The 19,004-nt window shown below is 66.9% G+C and carries 22 protein-coding genes; 19 read left to right on the top strand and 3 right to left on the bottom strand.

What is annotated here, in order from left to right; genetic code table 11:
- Positions 1–12 precede the first annotated feature (12 nt).
- On the bottom strand, positions 13–273 hold the full coding sequence (locus K8M09_RS03700) for a DUF1344 domain-containing protein (protein ID WP_160785465.1): 261 nt from the start codon (positions 271–273) through the stop codon (positions 13–15).
- A 272-nt stretch (positions 274–545) separates the two neighbouring features.
- Between K8M09_RS03700 and K8M09_RS03695 the strand changes: the two genes are divergently transcribed.
- From K8M09_RS03695 to K8M09_RS03680, 4 genes are all read left to right on the top strand, one after another.
- Positions 546–3,668, top strand: coding sequence for a bifunctional diguanylate cyclase/phosphodiesterase (locus K8M09_RS03695; RefSeq protein WP_229342137.1), 3,123 nt, complete (start codon positions 546–548; stop codon positions 3,666–3,668).
- Positions 3,669–3,745: 77 nt separating this feature from the next.
- The gene (gene aroC / locus K8M09_RS03690) at positions 3,746–4,843 is read left to right on the top strand and encodes a chorismate synthase (RefSeq protein WP_160785463.1); all 1,098 of its coding nucleotides are present in this window, start codon (positions 3,746–3,748) and stop codon (positions 4,841–4,843) included.
- Positions 4,844–4,853: 10 nt separating this feature from the next.
- Positions 4,854–5,954 (top strand): 3,4-dihydroxy-2-butanone-4-phosphate synthase, encoded by a 1,101-nt coding sequence (ribB, locus tag K8M09_RS03685; RefSeq protein WP_160785462.1) that lies wholly within the window; start codon positions 4,854–4,856, stop codon positions 5,952–5,954.
- 85 nt (positions 5,955–6,039) lie between these two features.
- Positions 6,040–6,999, top strand: a complete 960-nt coding sequence (locus K8M09_RS03680) for a hypothetical protein (RefSeq protein WP_160785461.1) — start codon at positions 6,040–6,042, stop codon at positions 6,997–6,999.
- Between the two features lie 3 nt (positions 7,000–7,002).
- Here the strand turns inward: K8M09_RS03680 and K8M09_RS03675 are convergent, their stop codons facing one another.
- Entirely contained in the window at positions 7,003–8,202 is a 1,200-nt protein-coding gene (locus tag K8M09_RS03675; RefSeq protein WP_160785460.1) for a winged helix-turn-helix domain-containing protein, read from the bottom strand.
- A 146-nt stretch (positions 8,203–8,348) separates the two neighbouring features.
- Here K8M09_RS03675 and K8M09_RS03670 point away from each other — a divergent pair, with 146 nt between their 5' ends.
- Genes K8M09_RS03670 through K8M09_RS03645 form a run of 6 tightly spaced genes read left to right on the top strand, consistent with a single transcriptional unit; the run spans position 8,349 to position 13,275 of the window.
- Positions 8,349–9,029 carry an energy-coupling factor ABC transporter ATP-binding protein gene (locus tag K8M09_RS03670; RefSeq protein ID WP_160785459.1) on the top strand — a complete coding sequence of 227 codons (681 nt, stop codon included), beginning with the start codon at positions 8,349–8,351 and terminating at the stop codon, positions 9,027–9,029.
- The gene (locus tag K8M09_RS03665; RefSeq protein ID WP_160785458.1) at positions 9,023–9,628 is read left to right on the top strand and encodes an energy-coupling factor transporter transmembrane component T family protein; all 606 of its coding nucleotides are present in this window, start codon (positions 9,023–9,025) and stop codon (positions 9,626–9,628) included. Before K8M09_RS03670 ends, K8M09_RS03665 begins: the two co-directional genes overlap by 7 nt.
- Before the next feature lie 33 nt (positions 9,629–9,661).
- Positions 9,662–10,225: a biotin transporter BioY gene (locus K8M09_RS03660; RefSeq protein ID WP_160785457.1), complete on the top strand. Its 564-nt coding sequence runs from the start codon at positions 9,662–9,664 to the stop codon at positions 10,223–10,225.
- Positions 10,225–11,712: a class I adenylate-forming enzyme family protein gene (locus K8M09_RS03655; RefSeq protein ID WP_160785456.1), complete on the top strand. Its 1,488-nt coding sequence runs from the start codon at positions 10,225–10,227 to the stop codon at positions 11,710–11,712. Before K8M09_RS03660 ends, K8M09_RS03655 begins: the two co-directional genes overlap by 1 nt.
- Positions 11,690–12,883: a thiolase family protein gene (locus K8M09_RS03650; RefSeq protein WP_160785455.1), complete on the top strand. Its 1,194-nt coding sequence runs from the start codon at positions 11,690–11,692 to the stop codon at positions 12,881–12,883. Before K8M09_RS03655 ends, K8M09_RS03650 begins: the two co-directional genes overlap by 23 nt.
- Positions 12,880–13,275, top strand: coding sequence for a GFA family protein (locus K8M09_RS03645; protein ID WP_160785454.1), 396 nt, complete (start codon positions 12,880–12,882; stop codon positions 13,273–13,275). The genes K8M09_RS03650 and K8M09_RS03645 overlap by 4 nt, the downstream gene beginning before the upstream one ends.
- Here K8M09_RS03645 and K8M09_RS03640 read toward each other — a convergent pair.
- Positions 13,261–13,662, bottom strand: a complete 402-nt coding sequence (locus K8M09_RS03640; RefSeq protein WP_229342135.1) for an acyl-CoA thioesterase — start codon at positions 13,660–13,662, stop codon at positions 13,261–13,263. The genes K8M09_RS03645 and K8M09_RS03640 overlap by 15 nt on opposite strands.
- A 20-nt stretch (positions 13,663–13,682) precedes the next feature.
- Here K8M09_RS03640 and K8M09_RS03635 point away from each other — a divergent pair, with 20 nt between their 5' ends.
- The 9 genes from K8M09_RS03635 to K8M09_RS03595 all read left to right on the top strand — a co-directional run bounded on the left by K8M09_RS03635 (position 13,683) and on the right by K8M09_RS03595 (position 18,915).
- On the top strand, positions 13,683–14,633 hold the full coding sequence (locus K8M09_RS03635) for a zinc-dependent alcohol dehydrogenase family protein (RefSeq protein WP_160785453.1): 951 nt from the start codon (positions 13,683–13,685) through the stop codon (positions 14,631–14,633).
- A 69-nt stretch (positions 14,634–14,702) separates the two neighbouring features.
- The gene (locus tag K8M09_RS03630) at positions 14,703–15,629 is read left to right on the top strand and encodes a histone deacetylase family protein (protein ID WP_160785452.1); all 927 of its coding nucleotides are present in this window, start codon (positions 14,703–14,705) and stop codon (positions 15,627–15,629) included.
- 2 nt (positions 15,630–15,631) lie between these two features.
- Positions 15,632–15,880 (top strand): exodeoxyribonuclease VII small subunit, encoded by a 249-nt coding sequence (locus tag K8M09_RS03625; protein WP_119254494.1) that lies wholly within the window; start codon positions 15,632–15,634, stop codon positions 15,878–15,880.
- A gap of 98 nt (positions 15,881–15,978) precedes the next feature.
- Complete coding sequence (locus K8M09_RS03620) at positions 15,979–16,902, top strand: pirin family protein (protein ID WP_160785451.1); 924 nt, start codon at positions 15,979–15,981, stop codon at positions 16,900–16,902.
- A gap of 203 nt (positions 16,903–17,105) precedes the next feature.
- Entirely contained in the window at positions 17,106–17,429 is a 324-nt protein-coding gene (locus K8M09_RS03615; RefSeq protein WP_160785450.1) for an ArsR/SmtB family transcription factor, read from the top strand.
- Complete coding sequence (locus K8M09_RS03610) at positions 17,426–17,860, top strand: SRPBCC family protein (protein WP_160785449.1); 435 nt, start codon at positions 17,426–17,428, stop codon at positions 17,858–17,860. The genes K8M09_RS03615 and K8M09_RS03610 overlap by 4 nt, the downstream gene beginning before the upstream one ends.
- Complete coding sequence (locus K8M09_RS03605; RefSeq protein WP_160785448.1) at positions 17,857–18,063, top strand: hypothetical protein; 207 nt, start codon at positions 17,857–17,859, stop codon at positions 18,061–18,063. The genes K8M09_RS03610 and K8M09_RS03605 overlap by 4 nt, the downstream gene beginning before the upstream one ends.
- A 9-nt stretch (positions 18,064–18,072) precedes the next feature.
- Positions 18,073–18,495, top strand: coding sequence for a DUF1801 domain-containing protein (locus tag K8M09_RS03600; protein WP_160785447.1), 423 nt, complete (start codon positions 18,073–18,075; stop codon positions 18,493–18,495).
- Positions 18,496–18,510: 15 nt separating this feature from the next.
- On the top strand, positions 18,511–18,915 hold the full coding sequence (locus tag K8M09_RS03595) for a DUF1801 domain-containing protein (RefSeq protein WP_160785446.1): 405 nt from the start codon (positions 18,511–18,513) through the stop codon (positions 18,913–18,915).
- Positions 18,916–19,004: the final 89 nt, after the last annotated feature.

The following is a 19,004-nucleotide window of genomic DNA, read 5'->3' as shown; positions in this document are numbered from 1 at the left end:
AACCGCCGGTTCTTACTGGAGGACTTCGAGGTCGTTGATGACGCGCTTGCCGTCGACCTCGGTATAGAAGACCAGCACCTTCACGCCCGGCTCCAGACCTTCAAAATTGAACTCTTCCGGCGCCTGGTACTTCTTGCCGTCATCGAGCGAGAGGCTGAGATTGGTCGTGTCGACATTGGTGATCACCGCTTCGACATCCGCGCTTTCGGCGGACGCGGCGAGCGGCGAAAGGAAGACAGCCGTGGCCATCAGTGCAGCGATGAGCAACCGCATCTTGCGAACCCCTGGGAATGAATCAGTCTTTTTGCTGGCCATGTCAGATGCCCCCCAAATATGGCGAAATTCGCCCGTCGCGCGATGAAGAGTGGAATGGATGGACGCAAAGCCCCCTCGAATCAAGGCATGGGGCGGCATCATCCCCCGGATTGTCGCGCGCGGGATCGAGACAGGCGACATAAGCACAAGTATTTCAGTCGCTTATAAATGCAATTTTAAGGAAGCGCCCCGTACCGTTCCGCTACAACCGGGAACCCTTATTCTTGTCCGTGAGAGCCGCAACACGCCGCCATCTGGCGTCCATCGCAGAATGGGCGCGACCGTCGCTGCTTCCCGCGACGATCGCCGGCTGCGTCATCCTTGCGGCCGGCGTTCTCTACGAGCGGCAGAACGAAAGCCTCTACCGGACGGAGTTGCAGGGCCATGTCTCCGGAGACCTGACGCTCGCCGCCGCACGGCTGCAGAACGAGGTCAACGGCAATGTGGCGGCGCTGCGCAGCGTCGCCAACATGTTCGCGATGGCCCCGGACCAGGCCGCCCTGCAATTCGATACCTTCGCCCGCAAGCTGCTGTTGCAGAACGCCCATTTCCGCCGCATCGGCGTGGCGCCCGGCGGCAAGGTGAGCCAGGCCTTCCCCCGCAACGGCGACCGCCATGTCGGCACCGACTTCAACCGCTTCCCCTCCTTCAAGCGCGCCGCCCAGACCGACCGCTCGCGCGGACGTCCCCTGATGTTCGGCCCGGTCGAGTTCGCCAAGGGCGGGCGCGGCTTCAACCTCTTCATGCCGGTCTTCACCAATATCGACGCGCGGCACTATTTCTGGGGTTATGTCGACGGATTGATCGACGAGCGCAGGCTTTTCACCGATGCCGGCCTGATCGATCCCGACCACCAGCCCAGCCACGGCATGCCGCAGCACACCGCCGATATCGAGATCGCCATCCGCGACGTCTCCGTGCCGGACAATGTGGTCGATCCGTTCTTCGGCGAGGCGGCGGTTTTCGAGAACGAGCCGGTGATCCAGCTCCTCGATTTTCCCGGCGGACGCTGGGAGATGGCCGCCGTGCCGACCCGGGGCTGGTATCACCCGCCCGAAAACCGCACGCAGATCCGCCTGATCGTGCTCGCCGCGGCGCTCGTCATCATCGTGCCCATCTTCCTGACCGGCGGTCTCGTCAACGAGCGCCAGCGCAACATCGCGCGCCTGCGCGCCCGCGAACGGCAGGTCCAGTCCCTGTCGCAGCGCCTCGATATCGCGCTCGACGCCTCCAAGATCGGCATCTGGGAAGTCGAGCTTGCGACCGGCATGCGCAACTGGGACACCCAGATGCATCGCCTGCACGGTTTCCCGGAAGGCCAGACGCCGAACGACCATCAATGGCGCTCCGTGCTGCACCCGGACGACGTCGCCGTCGCCAAGGCCGAGATGGACGTGATCCGCGAGGGCGGCAGCGATTACAAGTCGCAGTACCGCATCCTCATGCCCGACGGGAGCTGGCACTATATCCGCAATGTCGGCTCGCGCCTGACCGGGCCGAACGGCGAGGACAAGCTGACCGGCATAAGCTGGGACGTGACCGAGGACGTGATGCTCAACCAGGCGCTGACCAGCGCCAAGGAGCATGCCGAGGTGCAGAACGCCGAGCTTGCCGTGCTGACCCGCCGCCTGGACCTCGCGCTCGATTCCTACCAGTGCGGCCTCTGGGAGGCCGATCTCGTCACCGGCGTGACGCTCTGGGACGAGCGCATGCACCAGCTCTATGGCCTGGCCTATTCGGACGGCATCGTCACCCGCGAGCGGTGGCTCGGGGCCATCCATCCCGAAGACCGTCCGGTCATCATCGAGAATGTCGGGCACTGCATCGAGCAGGACCTGCCCTATGTGCACGAGGCGCGAATCCTGCTGTCGACCGGAGAGACCCGCCATGTGCGCTCCGTCGGCAAGATCCAGCATAGCCCGGACGGCGGGCGCAAGCTGATCGGCCTCGCCTTCGACGTGACCGGCGACGTGCTGCTCAAGGAGCACCTGAAGACGGCGAAGGAACAGGCGGACGCCAAGAACGCCGAGCTGGAACAGGCCAAGGACCGCATCGAGCACAACGCGCTGCACGATCCGCTGACCGGGCTGGGCAACCGCCGCAAGCTCGACGACGAGCTGACGCGCATCGCCGAGCGCAGCGCCCGGACGCCGGCGCGGGTCGCCATCCTGCATATCGATCTCGACCGCTTCAAGCAGATCAACGACACGCTCGGCCATGCCGCCGGCGACGCGCTGCTGGTGCATGCCTCGCAGGTGCTGCGCGCCTCCACGCGCAAGGGCGACCTCGTCGCCCGCATCGGCGGCGACGAATTCGTCATCGTGGTCACCGATACCGCCGACCAGGCCTATCTTGCCACGCTCGCCCGCCGCATCATCACGCAGATGCAGCAGCCCATCGAATACGAGGGGCATCTGTGCCGCTTCGGCGTCAGCATCGGCGTCGCGCTCGCCGAAGGCCTTTCGGTGGATACGGCGCGGCTGCTCGTCAATGCCGATATTGCGCTCTACCGCGCCAAGGCGCTCGGGCGGAACCGCCACGAATTCTTCACCGAGGCGCTGCAGGCCGAGATCATCTCCAACAAGCGCATCGCCGACGACATCCTGGCGGGCATCGAGAACAACGAGTTCGTGCCCTATTACCAGCCGCAGGTCGAGGCCGGCACGCTGAGGCTCGCCGGCGCGGAAGCGCTAATCCGCTGGAACCACCCGCGCGACGGGCTGCTGACGCCCGACCGTTTCCTCAGGATCGCCGAAGACCTCAACGTCATGGCGACACTCGACCGCATCGTGCTTGAAAAGGCGCTCATCGACTGCGCGCGCTGGGCGGCGCAGGGCCTGATCATGCCGAAAATCTCGGTCAACGTCTCCGCCCGGCGGCTGCGCGACGAGAGCCTGATCGACAGCCTCACCGGCCTTTCCATCCAGCCCGGCCAGGTCGCCTTCGAACTGGTGGAATCGATCTTCCTCGACGAGAGCGACGACGTGGTGCTGGCCAATCTCGAACGCATCAAGGCGCTCGGCATCGATATCGAGATCGACGATTTCGGCACGGGCCATACCTCCATCGTCAGCCTGCTGAAGCTGAAGCCCAAGCGGCTGAAGATCGACCGCCAGCTCGTCGCCCCCATCCTCGCCTCGCATAACGAGCAGGCGCTGGTGCGCTCGATCATCGAGATCGGCCGCTCGCTCGGCATCGAGATCGTAGCGGAGGGCGTGGAGACGATGGAGCATGCCGACATGCTGCACCGGCTCGGCTGCGACCTCCTGCAAGGCTATGCCTTCGCCAAGCCGCTCTCGCGAGAGGCATTCCTCGCCTTCGGGCGGGAGATGCGGTGGCAGATCGCGTCCTAGGCGCGGACTGCCCCTTGTCCCTCCCCTCGGTTTTCCACTAAGAGGGAACCCACTTTCTATCGGGTCCGGTTCCGCTCATGTCGCACAACACTTTCGGTCATCTTTTCCGCGTCACCACCTGGGGCGAAAGCCATGGGCCGGCGCTCGGCTGCGTGGTGGACGGCTGCCCGCCCGGCATCCGCTTCACCCTTCCCGAAATCCAGGCCTGGCTCGACAAGCGCAAGCCCGGTCAGTCGCGCTTCGTGACGCAGCGCCGCGAGGACGACCTCGTGAAAGTGCTCTCCGGCGTGATGCTGGACGAGGACGGCGAGACGATGATCACCACCGGCACGCCCGTCTCCATGCTGATCGAGAACACCGACCAGCGCTCCAAGGATTACGGCGAGATCGCCCGCCGCTACCGGCCCGGCCATGCCGACTACACCTATGACGTCAAATACGGCATCCGCGACTATCGCGGCGGCGGGCGCTCCTCCGCCCGCGAGACGGCCGCGCGCGTGGCCGCCGGCGGGCTTGCCCGCAAGGTCGTGCCGGGGCTGACGGTTCGCGCCGCGCTGGTGCAGATCGGCAAGCACAAGATCGACCGCCGCAACTGGGACTGGAACGTGGTGAACGACAATCCGTTCTTCGCCCCCGACCCGGCCATCGTTCCGGTCTGGGAAGAGTATCTCGACGGCATCCGCAAGGCCGGCTCCTCCATCGGCGCGGTCGTCGAAGTCGTCGCCGAGGGCGTTCCGGCCGGCATCGGCGCGCCGATCTACGGCAAGCTCGACCAGGACATCGCCTCGCTCCTCATGTCGATCAACGCCGTCAAGGGCGTGGAGATCGGCGAGGGCTTCGCCTCGGCCGAACTCACCGGCGAGGAGAACGCCGACGAGATGCGCATGGGCAACGACGGCAACCCGATCTTCCTGTCCAACCATGCGGGCGGCATCCTCGGCGGCATTTCCACCGGCCAGCCGGTGGTCGCGCGCTTCGCCATCAAGCCGACCTCCTCGATCCTCACCGAGCGCCGCTCCATCGACGCCGACGGCAACAATGTCGACGTGCGCACCAAGGGCCGCCACGATCCGTGCGTCGGCATCCGCGCCGTGCCGATCGGCGAGGCGATGGTCGCCTGCGCCATTGCCGACCACTATCTGCGAGATCGCGGCCAGACCGGCCGCCTGAAATAGGACACGACCCATGAGCTATGACCAGAAACGCGTCGTCGACGCCATCCGCGCCTTCGAGGCCGGCGAGATCGTCGTCGTCATGGATGACGACGGCCGCGAGAACGAAGGGGACCTCATCGTCGCCGCCGTGCATTGCACGCCGGAGAAGATGGCCTTCATCGTGCGTCACACCTCGGGCATCGTCTGCACGCCCATGCCGCGCGAGGAGGCCAAGCGCCTCAACCTCAACGCCATGGTGGCCGAGAACGATTCGGCGCACACCACCGCCTTCACCGTCTCCGTCGACTTCAAGCACGGCACGACGACCGGCATTTCCGCCGACGACCGCACGCTGACGGTGCGCAACCTCGCCAACCCCAATGTCGGCCCGACGGATTTCGTGCGCCCCGGCCATATCTTCCCGCTCGTCGCCCGCGAGGGCGGCGTGCTGATGCGCTCCGGCCATACGGAAGCGGCCGTCGACCTCTGCAAGCTCGCCAGCCTGCCGCCGATCGGCGTGATCAGCGAACTCGTCAATGACGACGGCACCGTGATGCGCGGCCCGCAGGTCGCCGCCTTCGCGGAAAAGAACGGCCTCAAGCAGGTCTCCGTCGCCGATCTCATCGCCTATCGCCAGCGCAAGGAAACGCTGATCGAGCAGGTCGGCAGCTTCGATATCGACACGCCCTACGGCAAGGCGAAGGCCCTCACCTACACGCTGCCCTGGGATCCGATGCAGCATCTCGCCGTCGTCTTCGGCGACATCCGCGACGGCGTCGACATTCCGGTGCGCCTGCATCTGGAAAATGTCGGCGGTGACGTTTTTGGCGCAGGACGCCAGATCGACGCCATCATGAAGCGCATCGCCGGTGAGGGTCGCGGGGTCATCGTCTACCTGCGCGAAGGTTCGGTCGGCGTCGGGCAGTCCTCCACCGCCCGCAAGGGCATGCACGACCGCGAGGGCCACGACGAGGCGCAGGCGCGCGAAAGCGAATGGCTGGAAATCGGCCTTGGCGCGCAGATCCTGAAGGACCTCGGCATCGCCTCGATCCGCCTGATGGCCTCGCGCGAACGCCACTATGTCGGCCTCGAGGGCTTCGGTATCGCAATCAGCGCCACCGACCTCTGCTGAATTCCGGCCACGCCGAATATCCCGCATCCGTGAAACGTCTCGCGGTTGCGGGATTTTTCTTGCCCGCTTCCGGGGGCGTGACGGCATGTGGGATTTCAGCATCGGCAGAACCATCGGCATCCTCGCACGGACGATGCCCTTCATCCTGACGCGCATGGCGATCTATTTCGTCATCACGCTCGCCTTCATCCTCGCCTCCGGCACCGGGGCCGGCATCGGCTACGGCGTCGGCTCGCTCAGCGACAGCCCGGAATCCTTCGCCATCTGGGGCGGCATCTTCGGCATGGGCTTCGTGGGCGTCGCGGTCTACTGGGCGCGCGAATGGCTGCTCTACATGGTCAAGGCCGCCCATATCGCCGTCATCGTCAAGCTGATCGACGGCGAGGCCCTGCCGGACGGCAAGGGACAGGTCGCCTATGGCCGCGAGGTCGTCGCCGCCCGCTTCGGCGAGGCGAACGCGCTCTTCGCCCTCGACCAGCTCATCAAGGGCGTGGTCGCCGTCATCACCGGGCTTATCGGCGGCATCGCCGCCTTCCTGCCCATTCCCGGCCTCGACGGCATCGCGCGCTTCGCCAATACCGTCATCCGCCTGTCGCTGACCTATGTCGACGAGATCATCCTCGGCTACAATATCCGCACCAACAGCGACAATGCCTGGGAAAGCGCGCGCCGCGGCCTCGTACTCTACGCGCAGAACGGGCTGAAGATGGTGAAGAACGCCGTCTGGCTCTCGATCTTCCTGTGGGTGCTCTCCATCCTGGTCTTCGTGCTGGCGCTCGCGCCCGCCGCCGCGATCCTCTACGCCTTCCCCGGCGAGATCGCCGGCCTCAGCTTCGTCGTCGCCATCGTCTTCGCCTGGGCCTTCAAGGCCGCCGTGCTGGAGCCCTTCGCCATCGCCGCGCTGATGGCCGTCTATTTCGACACGGTCCGCGGCCAGGTGCCGGACCCGGAATGGGACGCCAAGCTGACGGGAGCTTCCGAGACCTTCCGCTCGCTGACGGAAAATGCGCGCAGCGCATTCGGCGGGCGGGAGGCGGTGGCGTAGCGGCTACGCCCCTTCCCCGCGCCACCCGTCGAGATAGCGCACCTCCTCCACCCCGGAAAACTTCGCCAGCCGCGAAAGCTCCGCCTCCAGCTTCTCCAGCCGCCCCGCCGCGGCGCGCACCTTCGGCTCCCACCAGAGGCGCTTGACGTCGAGCGTGCCGGCCTTGCGGTCGGCCTTCATGTCGATACGGCCGACGAGGCGGTCGCCTTCGAGCAGCGGGAAGACGTAGTAGCCGTATTGCCGCTTCGGCTCCGGCACGAAGACCTCGATGCGGTAGAAATAGCCGAAAAGCCGTTCGGTGCGGTTGCGGTCGCGGATCAGCGGGTCGAAGGGCGAGAGCACGCGCAGCCGGTTCGGCGGCTCGGGCACATTGCCGAGGCAGGCCGGGAAATCGGCGAAGGCATGGGAGGCGCGCGGCTTGCCGCCGTCCGAAGGCTCTATCAGGACGGGGCGCAATTCGTCGCGATGGGCCTCCACCCAGGCTTTTGCCTCATCCGGCGAGATCAGGTCCCAGAAGGCGGCGATCTCGCCGTGGGTGGCGAAGCCGAGGCGCTCCAGCGCGCTGCGGCAGGCCCAGTCGACGAAGGCGTCGTGCTCCACATCCTCCCCGTGATGGTGCGGCGGCAGCACGCGTTCCACAAGGTCGTAGACCTTCTGGAAATTCTCCCGCCGGGCGATGGCGACCTTGCCGGTGCGCCAGAGATATTCCAGCGCCGTCTTGTTCGGATGCCAGTTCCACCAGCCGCCGGACTTATGATCGTCCGCCTTGAGCTCGCGCGACAGCACCGCGCCGCCGGAGACGATGCGCTGGTAGGTCTCCTCGAAGGCCGCCTCGAAACCCGGCTCACGCCATTTGCGCCAGCGCTCGATGATCGTCGCGTCCTCGCGGCGGAAGCGGTGCTTCCAGTAGCGGAAGAAGGCGCTCGGGATGATCGAGGCGTCGTGCGTCCAGTTCTCGAAAAGCTCGCCGTCCTTTTCCAGAAGGTCCGTCAGATGCTCGCGCCGGTAGGTCTGGTTGCGCGAGAAGAGGATCTGGTGATGCGCCCGCTCGACGGTGGCGATGCTGTCCACCTGCACGAAGCCGATATCGTGGATGAGCCGCAGCAGCCCTTCCTTGCCGAGAAGACGGTCGGGGCGCGCGCTCAGGCCTTGCCGGGCGAGAAAGATACGCCGGGCCTCGGCGTTGGAGAGAAGAATCGTCATGGCGGATGATAGGCATATATTCTTGGTTTGTTCCACCCGTTTTCTGCGCGATCCCGCCTCCGGCCAAATGCAACCACCCCGCGGTTCCCTTTGCCCCGCGCCGTGCTATAGTTCCCCCCGATTTTCTTCGAACCGGGACCCCGCTCTTGGATATCGTCTTTACCGCCGCCACGGTGAGCTATGCCGGACGCGTGGCCCTTCACCCGCTCGACCTGACGCTCGGCGAACGGCGCATCGGCGTCGTCGGTCTCAACGGCTCCGGCAAGACGACCATGGCCCGGCTCATCAACGGCCTCGTCAAGCCGACGGCGGGCACCGTGACGGTCGGCGGCCTCGATACGGTGAAGGACGAGGCGGCCGCGCGGGGGCGGACCGGCTTCATCTTCCAGAACCCGCAGCACCAGATGATCCTGCCGATCCTTGCCGAAGACATCGCCTTCGGCCTGAAGAACCGGGGCATCGACAAGGCGGAGATCGCCGGGCGCACGGAGGCCATCCTTGCGCGCTTCGGCATATCGCATCTTGCGCGGCGGCGCGTGCACGAGCTTTCCGGCGGCGAGACGCAGCTCGGCGCCATCGCCAGTGTGCTCGTCACCGGCCCGGACCTCCTGATCCTCGACGAGCCGACCAACCAGCTCGACCTGAAGAACCGCGCCCTGATCGAGCGCACCGTCGCCGGCCTGCCGGAACAGGTGCTCGTCATCACGCACGACCTCGCCCTGCTCGATGGCTTCGACCGGGTGCTCGTCTTCCACGAAGGCCGGCTTGCGGCGGACGACCGCCCGGCAGCGGCGATCCGCGCCTACCGGGAGCTCGCGGCATGCTGAACGGGCTGGATATCGAAGGGTCTTCGCCGCTGCACCGCATGCCGGTGCGCGGCAAGCTCGTCCTGCTTTTCGTGGCGGCAATCGGGCTGTTCCTCCTGTCCGACCTGCGGCTTCTCGCGCCGGCGTTCCTCCTTGCCGCGCTTATCTATCTTTCCACCGGCATCGGCCTTGCCGAGGCCTACCGCCGCACGCGGTTCGTGCTTTTCACGGTGCTGCTCGTGGCGGCGATGAACTGGCTCGTTCATTCGCCGATGGAGGCGCTCGCCGTCTTCTGCCGACTTTCAGCGCTCGTCCTCCTCGCCGCCGCCGTCACCGCGACGACGGGCATTTCCGCCTTCATGGACGAGATCGCCCGGCTCATTACGCCGCTGGAGCGCTTCGGCTTCGTGCGGGCGGCGGATGTGAGCCTTGCCGTCGGCCTCGTCATCCGCTTCGTGCCGGAGATTTTCGCGCGCTATCGGGACATAACCGACGCGCACCGGGCGCGGGGCCTGCCGGTGCGCCCGCTCACCACGCTCGCACCGCTCATCATCCTGACGCTGAAGGATGCGGACACCATCGCCATGGCGATTGACGCCCGCGGCTTTCGGCGGCACTAAACGCCAACCTATCGTCCATCCGGGGAACCCGACATGACCACCAGAGACATCGTCCTCGTCGCTCTCTTCACCGCCATCACGGTGGTGCTCGGCCTGCTGCCGCCGATCCCGCTCGGCTTCATTCCCGTGCCGATCACCGCGCAGTCGCTCGGGCCGATGCTGGCGGGCTGCATTCTCGGCGCGCGGCGCGGGGCGCTGGCCATGCTGCTCATGGTCCTGCTCATCGCCATCGGCCTGCCGGTGCTTTCCGGCGGACGCGGCGGCCTTGCCATCCTGGCGGGCCCGGGCGCGGGCTACATCGCCGGCTGGATCGCCGGGGCCTTCGTCTGCGGCCTCGTCGCCGAACGCTTCGTGCGCGAGAACCAGGCGGAACGCGCGCAGTTCGTCGCCTTCTTCGCCGCGGCCGTCATCGGCGGCGTCGGCGTCATCCATCTTCTCGGCATTCCGTGGCTCGCCCATGTCGGCGGCCTGACGCTGCTCGACGCGGCCAAGGCTTCCGCCGCATTCCTGCCCGGCGACCTCATCAAGGCCTTCGTCGCCATGCTGGCCGGCCGCGCGGTGCTGGCCGGCTATCCGCTGCTGCCCCAGCGCGCCTGATGCCGCTTTCCGGCGCCATCGAACGGCACGCCGCCACCGACCCCGCACGCCCGGCCTTCCGACTGGAGGGCCGGGTTCTCTCCTACGCAGACCTCGCGGCGGCCGCGCGGCGGCTATATGCGGCCTTCGCCGCGCTCGCGCCGGAGGGCCGAAGCGTCATCGGCGCGCGGCACCGCCTCGTCGCGATATCCACGGGCAACCATGCGCTCTTCCCCGCCGCCTTTCTTGCGGCGACGACCGGCAATGCCTGCGCCGCCCTGATCGATCCGCATCTGCCGGAAGCCGCACGGCGGCGGATGATCGACCGCCTCGCCCCCGATATCGTCGTTACCGCCGAGGGCGACGGCCTCCTCCTCGAAAATCCCCGCACCGGGGCAACGATCATCACGGCCGGAGGGGACACGCCCACTGCCCCGCCCCTTCCGGAAGGCGGCGACGCCGACCCGTTCCTGATCGTCTTCACCTCCGGCACCACCGCCGACCCCAAGCCGATCATCCGCGACCGGCGCTCCTGGCGCATCAGCCTTGCCACGGGCGCGCCCTTCTTCGGCATCGGCCCCTCGACGAGCACCTGCGCCCCCGGCCCCCTCGCCCACGGCCTTGCGCTCTATGCGATGACCGAAACGCTGCTTGCCGGCGGCCTCTTCCATTCGGCCCGGCATTTCGACGCGGCCGAGACACGCGCAACGATCCAGACCGAAACGATCCGCCGCCTCGTGCTGGTGCCGACCATGCTGCGCCGGCTCTGCGAGGGCGCGCCGATGGCGCATGTCGAGGCAATCACCGTGGCCGGCGCGAAGCTGACGGCCGCGGACCACGCGCTCTGCGCCAAACATTTCCCGAAGGCGGCGCTGCGCGAATATTACGGCGCATCGGAACTCGGCTTCATAACGGTGACCACGCCGGGCGATCCGGCCTCCTCCACCGCCGTCGGCAAGGCGTTTCCGGGTGTGCGGCTCGCCATTCTCGACGATGCCGACAAGGCGATGGCAACGGGCGAGACCGGCGCGATCTTCGTCGAAAGCCCGCTGGTCGCCACCGGCTATCTCGGCGCGGGCGACGGGGCGGGACTTGCCCGCTTCGGCAACCTTGCGACGGTCGGCGATCTCGGCTTCCTCGAGGCGGACGGGACGCTGCATCTTCTCGGCCGCTCCGGCGGCATGGTGCTTTCCGGTGGGAACAACATCTATCCCTCCGAGGTGGAGGCGGCGCTTCTTGGCCTTGCCGGCGTGCGCGCGGCCCATGTCTTCGGCGTCGAACATGCCGATCTCGGCAGCGAGCTGGTCGCGGTGATCGAACCGGCCGGGCCGGACCTGACGGCGGAAACGCTGCTGGCCGCCATGGCAGGCGTGCTGCCGCGCTATAAGCAGCCAAGGCGCATCTGGCGCTGCCGCGCCATGCCGGTGACGCCCTCCGGCAAGGTGGAGGCCAAGACGGTGCGGCAATGGGTGGTGGAGGCAAGCGATGCGCTCGAACGGTTCGTCTGATCCCGCCCGCATCCCCGTCGTCGCGGCTGCCCTGCGCACGCCCATCGGCCGCGTCAACGGAACACTCGCGACCATCGAGCCGGCGGTTCTTGCCGCCCCGCCCATCCGCCGCATCCTCGCCGAAACCGGGCTTGCGCCGGAGGCCGTGGACGACGTGATCCTCGGCAATGCCGCCAACAGCGCCGGGAACCTCGCACGCCTTGCAGCGCTGGAGGCCGGGCTTCCCGTCAGCGTGCCCGGCATGACCGTGGACCGGCAATGCGGCTCCGGGCTGGAGGCGATCGCGCTTGCGGCGCGGCTGGTGCAGGCGGGTGCGGGCCGGTTCTATCTGGCCGGCGGCGTGGAGAGCACCAGCCGCGCGCATCTGCGCCTGCGCCCATCCACCGAACCCGGCGGTGCGGCGGAGCCGGTGCGCCGCGCCCGCATGGCCCCGGACGCCATCGGCGACCCGGATATGGGGATCGCTGCCGAAAATGTCGCCGCCCATGCCGGCATCGGCCGCGCGCGGCAGGATGCCTTCGCGCTCGAAAGCCACCGCCGCGCGGTGGCGGCCCGCAAGGCCGGCCGGTTCGACCGCGAGATCGTGCCTATCGAGACACCCGCCGGCCTCGTCTCGCACGACGAATGCCCGCGCGAAAACACCTCGCTGGAAAAGCTCGCCGCGCTGAAGCCCGCCTTCCGGCCGGACGGCACGGTGACGGCCGGCAATGCGTGCCCGGTCAATGACGGGGCTTCGGTCGTGCTCGTCACCTCGCTTGCAGAGGCCGAACGGCTTGGCCTGACAGTGTTGCTGGAGGTGGTGGACAGTGCGGTGGCGGGCGTCGATCCGAACCTGCTCGGCCTCGGCCCGGTGCCGGCGATGCAGAAGCTCGCCGCGCGCAATCCCGGCCTGGAGGCCGCAAACGTCCCCTTCGTCGAGTTCAACGAGGCCTTCGCCTCGCAGGTGCTTGCGAGCCTCGATGCGCTCGGCATCGATCACGCAATCGTCAATCGCGAGGGTGGTGCGCTGGCACTCGGCCATCCCTATGGTGCCTCCGGCGCGATCCTCGTGACCCGGCTCTTTGCCCAGATGCGGGATGCGGATGCCGGAACCGAGGCGCTCGCCATGATGGGCATCGGCGGCGGCATGGGAATTGCGACGCTGTTTCGTAAACAGGGGGAAACGGTGTGAGCGACAGGATCTATTCCGGCGGCTGCCTGTGCGGGGCCGTGCGTTTCGAGGCGACGGGGCCGGCGGAAAAGCCGCATACCTGCTCCTGCCGCTTCTGCCAGCAGCATACCGGCGCGCCGACCGCCGCCTGGGTGGAGTTCCCCGCCGGGCGCATCGCCTGGACGGGCACCGCCGGCAGGCCATCGACATGGCGTTCGTCGGATTACTCCAGCCGCGCCTTCTGCCCCGCCTGCGGCTCCTCCATCGGCGCCATCGACGACGAGCCGGTCGTCGCCCTGCTCATCGGCGGCTTCGACGATCCGGCCGATCCCGCCTTCACGCCCGAATATCATTCCTTCGAGGATTGCCGGCCGGGCTGGCTGCGCGTCGAGACCGCCTCAGGCGAGGAATGATTTCAGCCAGTCCCGCACCGCCTGCGGCACGTTGACGGGCTGGCGGCTTGCCGGATCGACGGCGACCCAGACGATTTCCAGATCGGCGACGGGCAGGCCTTCGGCCGAGATCGCCACCGTGAAGGTCAGCGAGGTCGCGCCGATGCGCGTCACCGCGACCTTGAAGCGGGCAAGATCGTCGAGCTTCAGGCCGCGATGGAAGGTGCAGCCGGATTTGCGGACGAAATAGACGGGATCGCTCCCCCCTTCCGGCCGATGACGCCAGAGGCTGGCGACGGCGGCCTCCGCATGGGCGTAGTAGGCGGCATTGTGCATGTGGCCGTGCATGTCTATATCGCGGAACGGTATCCGGACATCGCTGACCGTGATGTCTGCCGTCTGTTCCACGTCCTGCCCCGAGGTCAATCATGCTTCGTGCCGTTGTTAGAGCGTTCGGCGATCCCCGGCAAGTGATCGGCCTCGAAGAGGCGGAGCGCGCGGCCCCCGGCCCGGGCGAGGTGGAAATCCGCATCCGCCGCGCCGCGATCAATCCTTCCGACCTCATTCCCGTCACCGGGGCCTATCGCAGCCGCACCGCCCTGCCCTTCGTGCCCGGCTTCGAGGGCGTCGGGGAAATCGCGCGCCTCGGCGCGGGCGTGAGCGGGCTTGCGGTCGGCCGGCGCGTGCTGCCTATCGGCGCAAGCGGCCTCTGGCAGGACTATCTCGTCCGCCCCGCCGAATGGTGTTTTTCCGCGCCGGACGACCTTTCCGACGACGATGCCGCCATGGCCTATGTGAACCCGCTGACGGCCTTCCGGCTGATCGATGCCGTCGAGGTGCATTTCGGCAAGGCGGGCGGCCAGCGGATCGGCGTCACCGCCGCGGCCTCCGCCATCGGGCGGATGCTGCTGGCGCTGCTGACGGAGGCAGGCTTCCGCCCCGTCGCGCTGGTGCGCAGCGCCGCGACGGCAGCGCGGCTTGGCGAAACCTTTGCCGGCGAGATCGCCGTCCAGCCGGCAGCGCCGCTCGATGGCGTGCTCGATGCGGTGGGCGGCGAGCCGGGCAATGCGCTGTTCCGGCAGATCCGCGCCGGCGGGGCCTTCATCCAGTATGGCGCGCTTTCCGGCGCGCAGCTCGATCCCGCACTGGTGACGGCGCGCAGGCAAGAGGTCGCCTTCTCCTTCCTCTGGCTGCGCAACTGGGTGCATTCGGCCCCACGCGCTGCCATCGAGGCTGCCTTCGCGCGCAGCTTTGACGGCATTCGCAACGGCGTTCTCGGCTCGAATGTCGACAGCATCTTCGCCCTCTCCGACCTGCCCGCAGCTCTCGCCCGGCAAGATGATCCGGCGCGGAACGGAAAGCTTCTCCTTGCGCCCTGACGGTTGAAAAGGGTGGACGGTGGCCCATTTCCCGTGGACCTCGCCAACCGCAATGGGTAGCTTCCGACCATGACGACGTTTCTCTTCGAGAACCCGATCTTCCTCGAGCACCACACACCCGAGGGCCACCCGGAGCGTTCCGACCGCATCCGGGCGCTGAACCTTGCGCTGGAGCATGAGCGCTTCTTGCCGCTGGTGCGCGAGAAGGCCCCGCAGGCCAACGAGGATTTCGTGCTGCTTGCCCATCCGGAAAGCCATCTGCGCGCCGTGATGTCGGCAATGCCCGAGGAAGGCATCAACCAGGTCGAGGCCGACACCTATGCCAGCCCCGCCAGCTTTCAGGCGGCGTTGACCGGCATCGGCGGCGCCATCGCGGCGGTCGATGCCGTCTTTTCCGGCAAGGCCGACAATGCCTTCGTCGCCGCCCGCCCGCCCGGCCACCATGCCGAGCGCGAGAAGGCGATGGGCTTCTGCTTCTTCAACAACGCCGCCATCGCCGCCCGCCATGCGCAGAAGGCCTATGGCGCGGAACGGGTCGCCATCGTCGACTGGGACGTGCATCATGGCAACGGCACGCAGGATATCTTCTTCGACGACCCCTCCGTGCTGTTCTGTTCGACGCACCAGATGCCGCTCTATCCCGGCACCGGCGCCAAGGACGAGACGGGCGCGGGCAACATCGTCAACGCGCCGCTTTCGGCCAATGACGGCAGCGACCATTTTCGCGAGGCCTTCAAATCGCGCGTGCTGCCGCGCGTCGCCGATTTCCGGCCCGACGTCATCATCATCTCCGCCGGCTTCGACGCACATCACCGCGATCCGCTCGCCCAGATCAACCTCGTCGCCGACGATTTCGACTGGGCAACGGGCCGGCTGATGGAGCTTTCCGAAAAATCGGCGAACAACCGGGTGGTCAGCCTGCTGGAAGGCGGCTACGACCTGCAAGGCCTTGCCGAATCCGCCGCCACCCATATCTACCGCCTGATGAGAGGCTGACCATGACCGCTACCGCCCCCGACGTTTCCGCCCTCTCCTTCGAACAGGCCGTCGAAGAACTCGAAAAGATCGTCGCCGCCCTCGAACGCGGCGATGTACCGCTCGACCGCTCCATCGAGATCTACGAGCGCGGCGAGGCGCTGAAGAAGCATTGCGAGACGCTGCTTTCGGCCGCCGAGAACCGCATCGAGAAAATCCGCCTCGACCGCGCCGGCAAGCCGCAGGGCACCGAGCCGCTCGACGGGGCGTAAGCCCCGCGACGGTGATCACACCGTCAACAGCCGCGACCCTATCCACGCCCCTCCCTGCCCGCTAGCATGCGGGCACGAACCAACGACAGGAGGGCGCAATGAGCTTCTTTCCGGGACAGGACCCCGAGGCCGGGGATGCGGCGGCGTGCGATGCGCTGGAGAACCTGATCATTCCGCGCACCAGCGATATCGGCGGGCTGGAGGTGCGGCGGGCGTTGCCGACGGCCAAGCGCCGGCTGGTCGGGCCGTTCATCTTCTTCGACCGGATGGGGCCGGCGCTGCTGCGCGCGGGCGAGGCGATCGACGTCAAGCCGCATCCGCATATCGGGCTTTCCACCGTCACCTATCTCTTCGACGGGGAGATCAAGCATCGCGACAGCCTCGGCACCGAGATGGTCATCGCCCCCGGCGACGTGAACCTGATGACGGCCGGGCGCGGCATCGTGCATTCCGAGCGCTCGCCGGAGAACCTGCGCGGCAAGCCGCAATCGATCTCCGGCCTCCAGACCTGGCTGGCTTTGCCCGACCATCTGGAGGAATCGGCCCCGGTCTTCTCCCATACGACGGCGGCCGAGCTTCCCGCCTTCTCCGCCGACGGCATTACCGGGCGCACGATCATCGGCAAGTATGAAGGCCATGCCTCGCCCGTCAGCGTGCCGACCGATACGCTCTATACCGACCTGATGCTTGCCCCCGGCGCTACCGCGCCGCTGGCGGCGGACTGGGAGGAGCGCGCGGTCTATGTGCTTTCCGGCACGCTGGATGTGGCGGGCGACGTCTTTGCGGCCGACCGGCTGCTCGTCTTCCGCGCAGGCGACCCTATCACCCTCAAGGCGGGGCCGGAGGGCTGTCACATCATGCTCTTCGGTGGCGCGGCGCTCGGCTCCAAGCGGTACATCTGGTGGAATTTCGTCTCCTCTTCCAAGGAACGGATCGAGCAGGCCAAGGAAGAGTGGCGCACCGGCCGCTTCGATATCGTGCCGGGCGACGAGGAAGAGTTCGTGCCGCTGCCGGCGGGATGATTCATAGCTTCCAAAGCATATGTTTTGACCGCATGGGTGGCGGGCCTACCGCTCATGCGGGAGCCATTCCCCGCAGACCCTCATGCTCAGGCTTGCCCCTTGCAAGGCAGCGGAGAGGTTTGCGTATTTCCAGAGAAATCCGCCATTGACTCACTCATAGCCATTCAGCTATATAAAAATCCATAGCTATCGAGGTATGGATTTTGACCGAGCCGCACGACATCCTCTTCCGCACATTGGCCGACCCGACACGGCGGGCGCTTTTCGAGCGGCTGTGCCGCGAGGGTGAGAAGACCGTGGGGGCGCTGACGGCGCAGGCGGGCGTTTCGCAGCCGGTCGTCTCCAAGCATCTCGGCTTTCTCAAGCAGGCCGGCCTCGTGCGCGACCGCCACGAGGGGCGGCAGACCCATTACAGCGCGCAGCTCGGCGCGCTTGCGCCGCTGGTCGACTGGACCAGCCAGATGGCCCGATTCTGGGAGGCGCGGTTCGACGATCTCGAAAATCTGCTCAGGAGAATGGATCAATGAACACGGAGATACGCTCGGTCGTCGTCGAGCGCGAGATCGCGCATCCGCCGGAAAAGCTATGGCGCGCGCTGACGCAGCCGCACCTGATCGCCGAATGGCTGATGCGCAACGATTTTTCACCGGTCGTCGGCCACAGGTTCACGCTGAGCGGAGACTGGGGCAGCGTCGAATGCGACGTGCTGACGGTCGAACCTGGGAAAACCCTAACCTACACCTGGAATCACGCCCATGCCGACCCAGCTTTCGATCTGAGGAGCGTGGTCAGCTTCACGCTGACGCCGACGGCTGCCGGCACGCTGCTGCGCATGGAGCAGACCGGCTTCCGGCCAGAGCAGAAGCAGGCCTTCGGCGGCGCGCGCTATGGCTGGGAACAGCACTTCACGAATCTCGAGCGGGTGCTGGCGGGGCTGGAACAGGGAGGACCGCAATGAACTGGACCCTGAAAATCCGCCAGCTTCACCGCTGGCTTTCGATCCTCTTCACGCTCGCCGTGCTCGTCAATATCGCGGCGATGACCGAGGGGCAGCCGCCCGTCTGGGTCGGCCTCCTTGCCCTCTTCCCACTCATCCTGCTTCTCGCAAGCGGACTTTACCTCTTCGCGCTGCCCTATGCCGCGCGGCTGCGGCACGGCTAGGAGGGCGCGATGGGCGGCGAGAAGACCGGCAAGCCCGTCCTGCTTTCAGGCGGCAATCCGCAGATCGCCAAGGAATACGGCGACGGCCCGGTCAAGGCCTATATCGCGGCGATGCCGGGCTGGAAGAGCGATATCGGACGTCGGCTGGATGCGCTGGTCGAAAAGACGGTGCCCGGCGTCTGCAAGGCGGTGAAGTGGAACTCGCCGTTCTATGGTATGGAGGGCGACGGGTGGTTTCTCAGCTACCATTGCTTTGCGAAATACATAAAGCTGACCTTCTTTCGCGGCACCTCGCTCGATCCCGTGCCGCCGGTCGCCTCCAGGACGCCGGAAACCCGCTATTTCCATATCAACGAAGGCGATGAACTGGACGAGGCCCTGCTTGCGGACTGGATCCGGCAGGCAAGCGGGCTTCCCGGCGAGCGCATGTAACGAACGGAGACGGCCATGGCTGGAATGCAAAGCGACACGCAATCCCCTTCCACCCTGATCGACGGCCGGATCGCCGAGCTTGCCGACTGGCGCGGCGAGACGCTCGCGCGCCTGCGGGCGCTGATCAGGCAGGCCGATCCCGATGTCGTCGAGGCGTGGAAATGGCGCGGCGTTCCCGTCTGGGAGCATGACGGCATCCTCTGCACCGGCGAGACCTACAAGGCCGTCGTGAAGATGACCTTCGCCAAGGGCGCGTCGCTGGAGGATCCGACCGGCCTCTTCAATTCCAGCCTTGAGGGCAATACGCGCCGGGCCATCGATTTTCGCGAGGGCGAGGCCATCAGGGAGGATGCGCTGAAGGCGCTGATCCGCGCCGCCGTCGCGCTCAACCAGTCCTCCCGCGCCAAGAAGAAGGCGTAGAGCCGCCCGGCAGCACCGGGAATCACGTCCTGCGGTCACGATACCGTGTCCGCAAAATGCCCCATTTCCCCCGCAGGACTCGGTGCATG

It is taken from the genome of Shinella zoogloeoides, assembly GCF_020883495.1.
Taxonomy (GTDB): domain Bacteria; phylum Pseudomonadota; class Alphaproteobacteria; order Rhizobiales; family Rhizobiaceae; genus Shinella; species Shinella zoogloeoides.
Note: the sequence above shows the minus strand (reverse complement) of the source record. Positions and strands in the feature narration are given on the sequence as shown.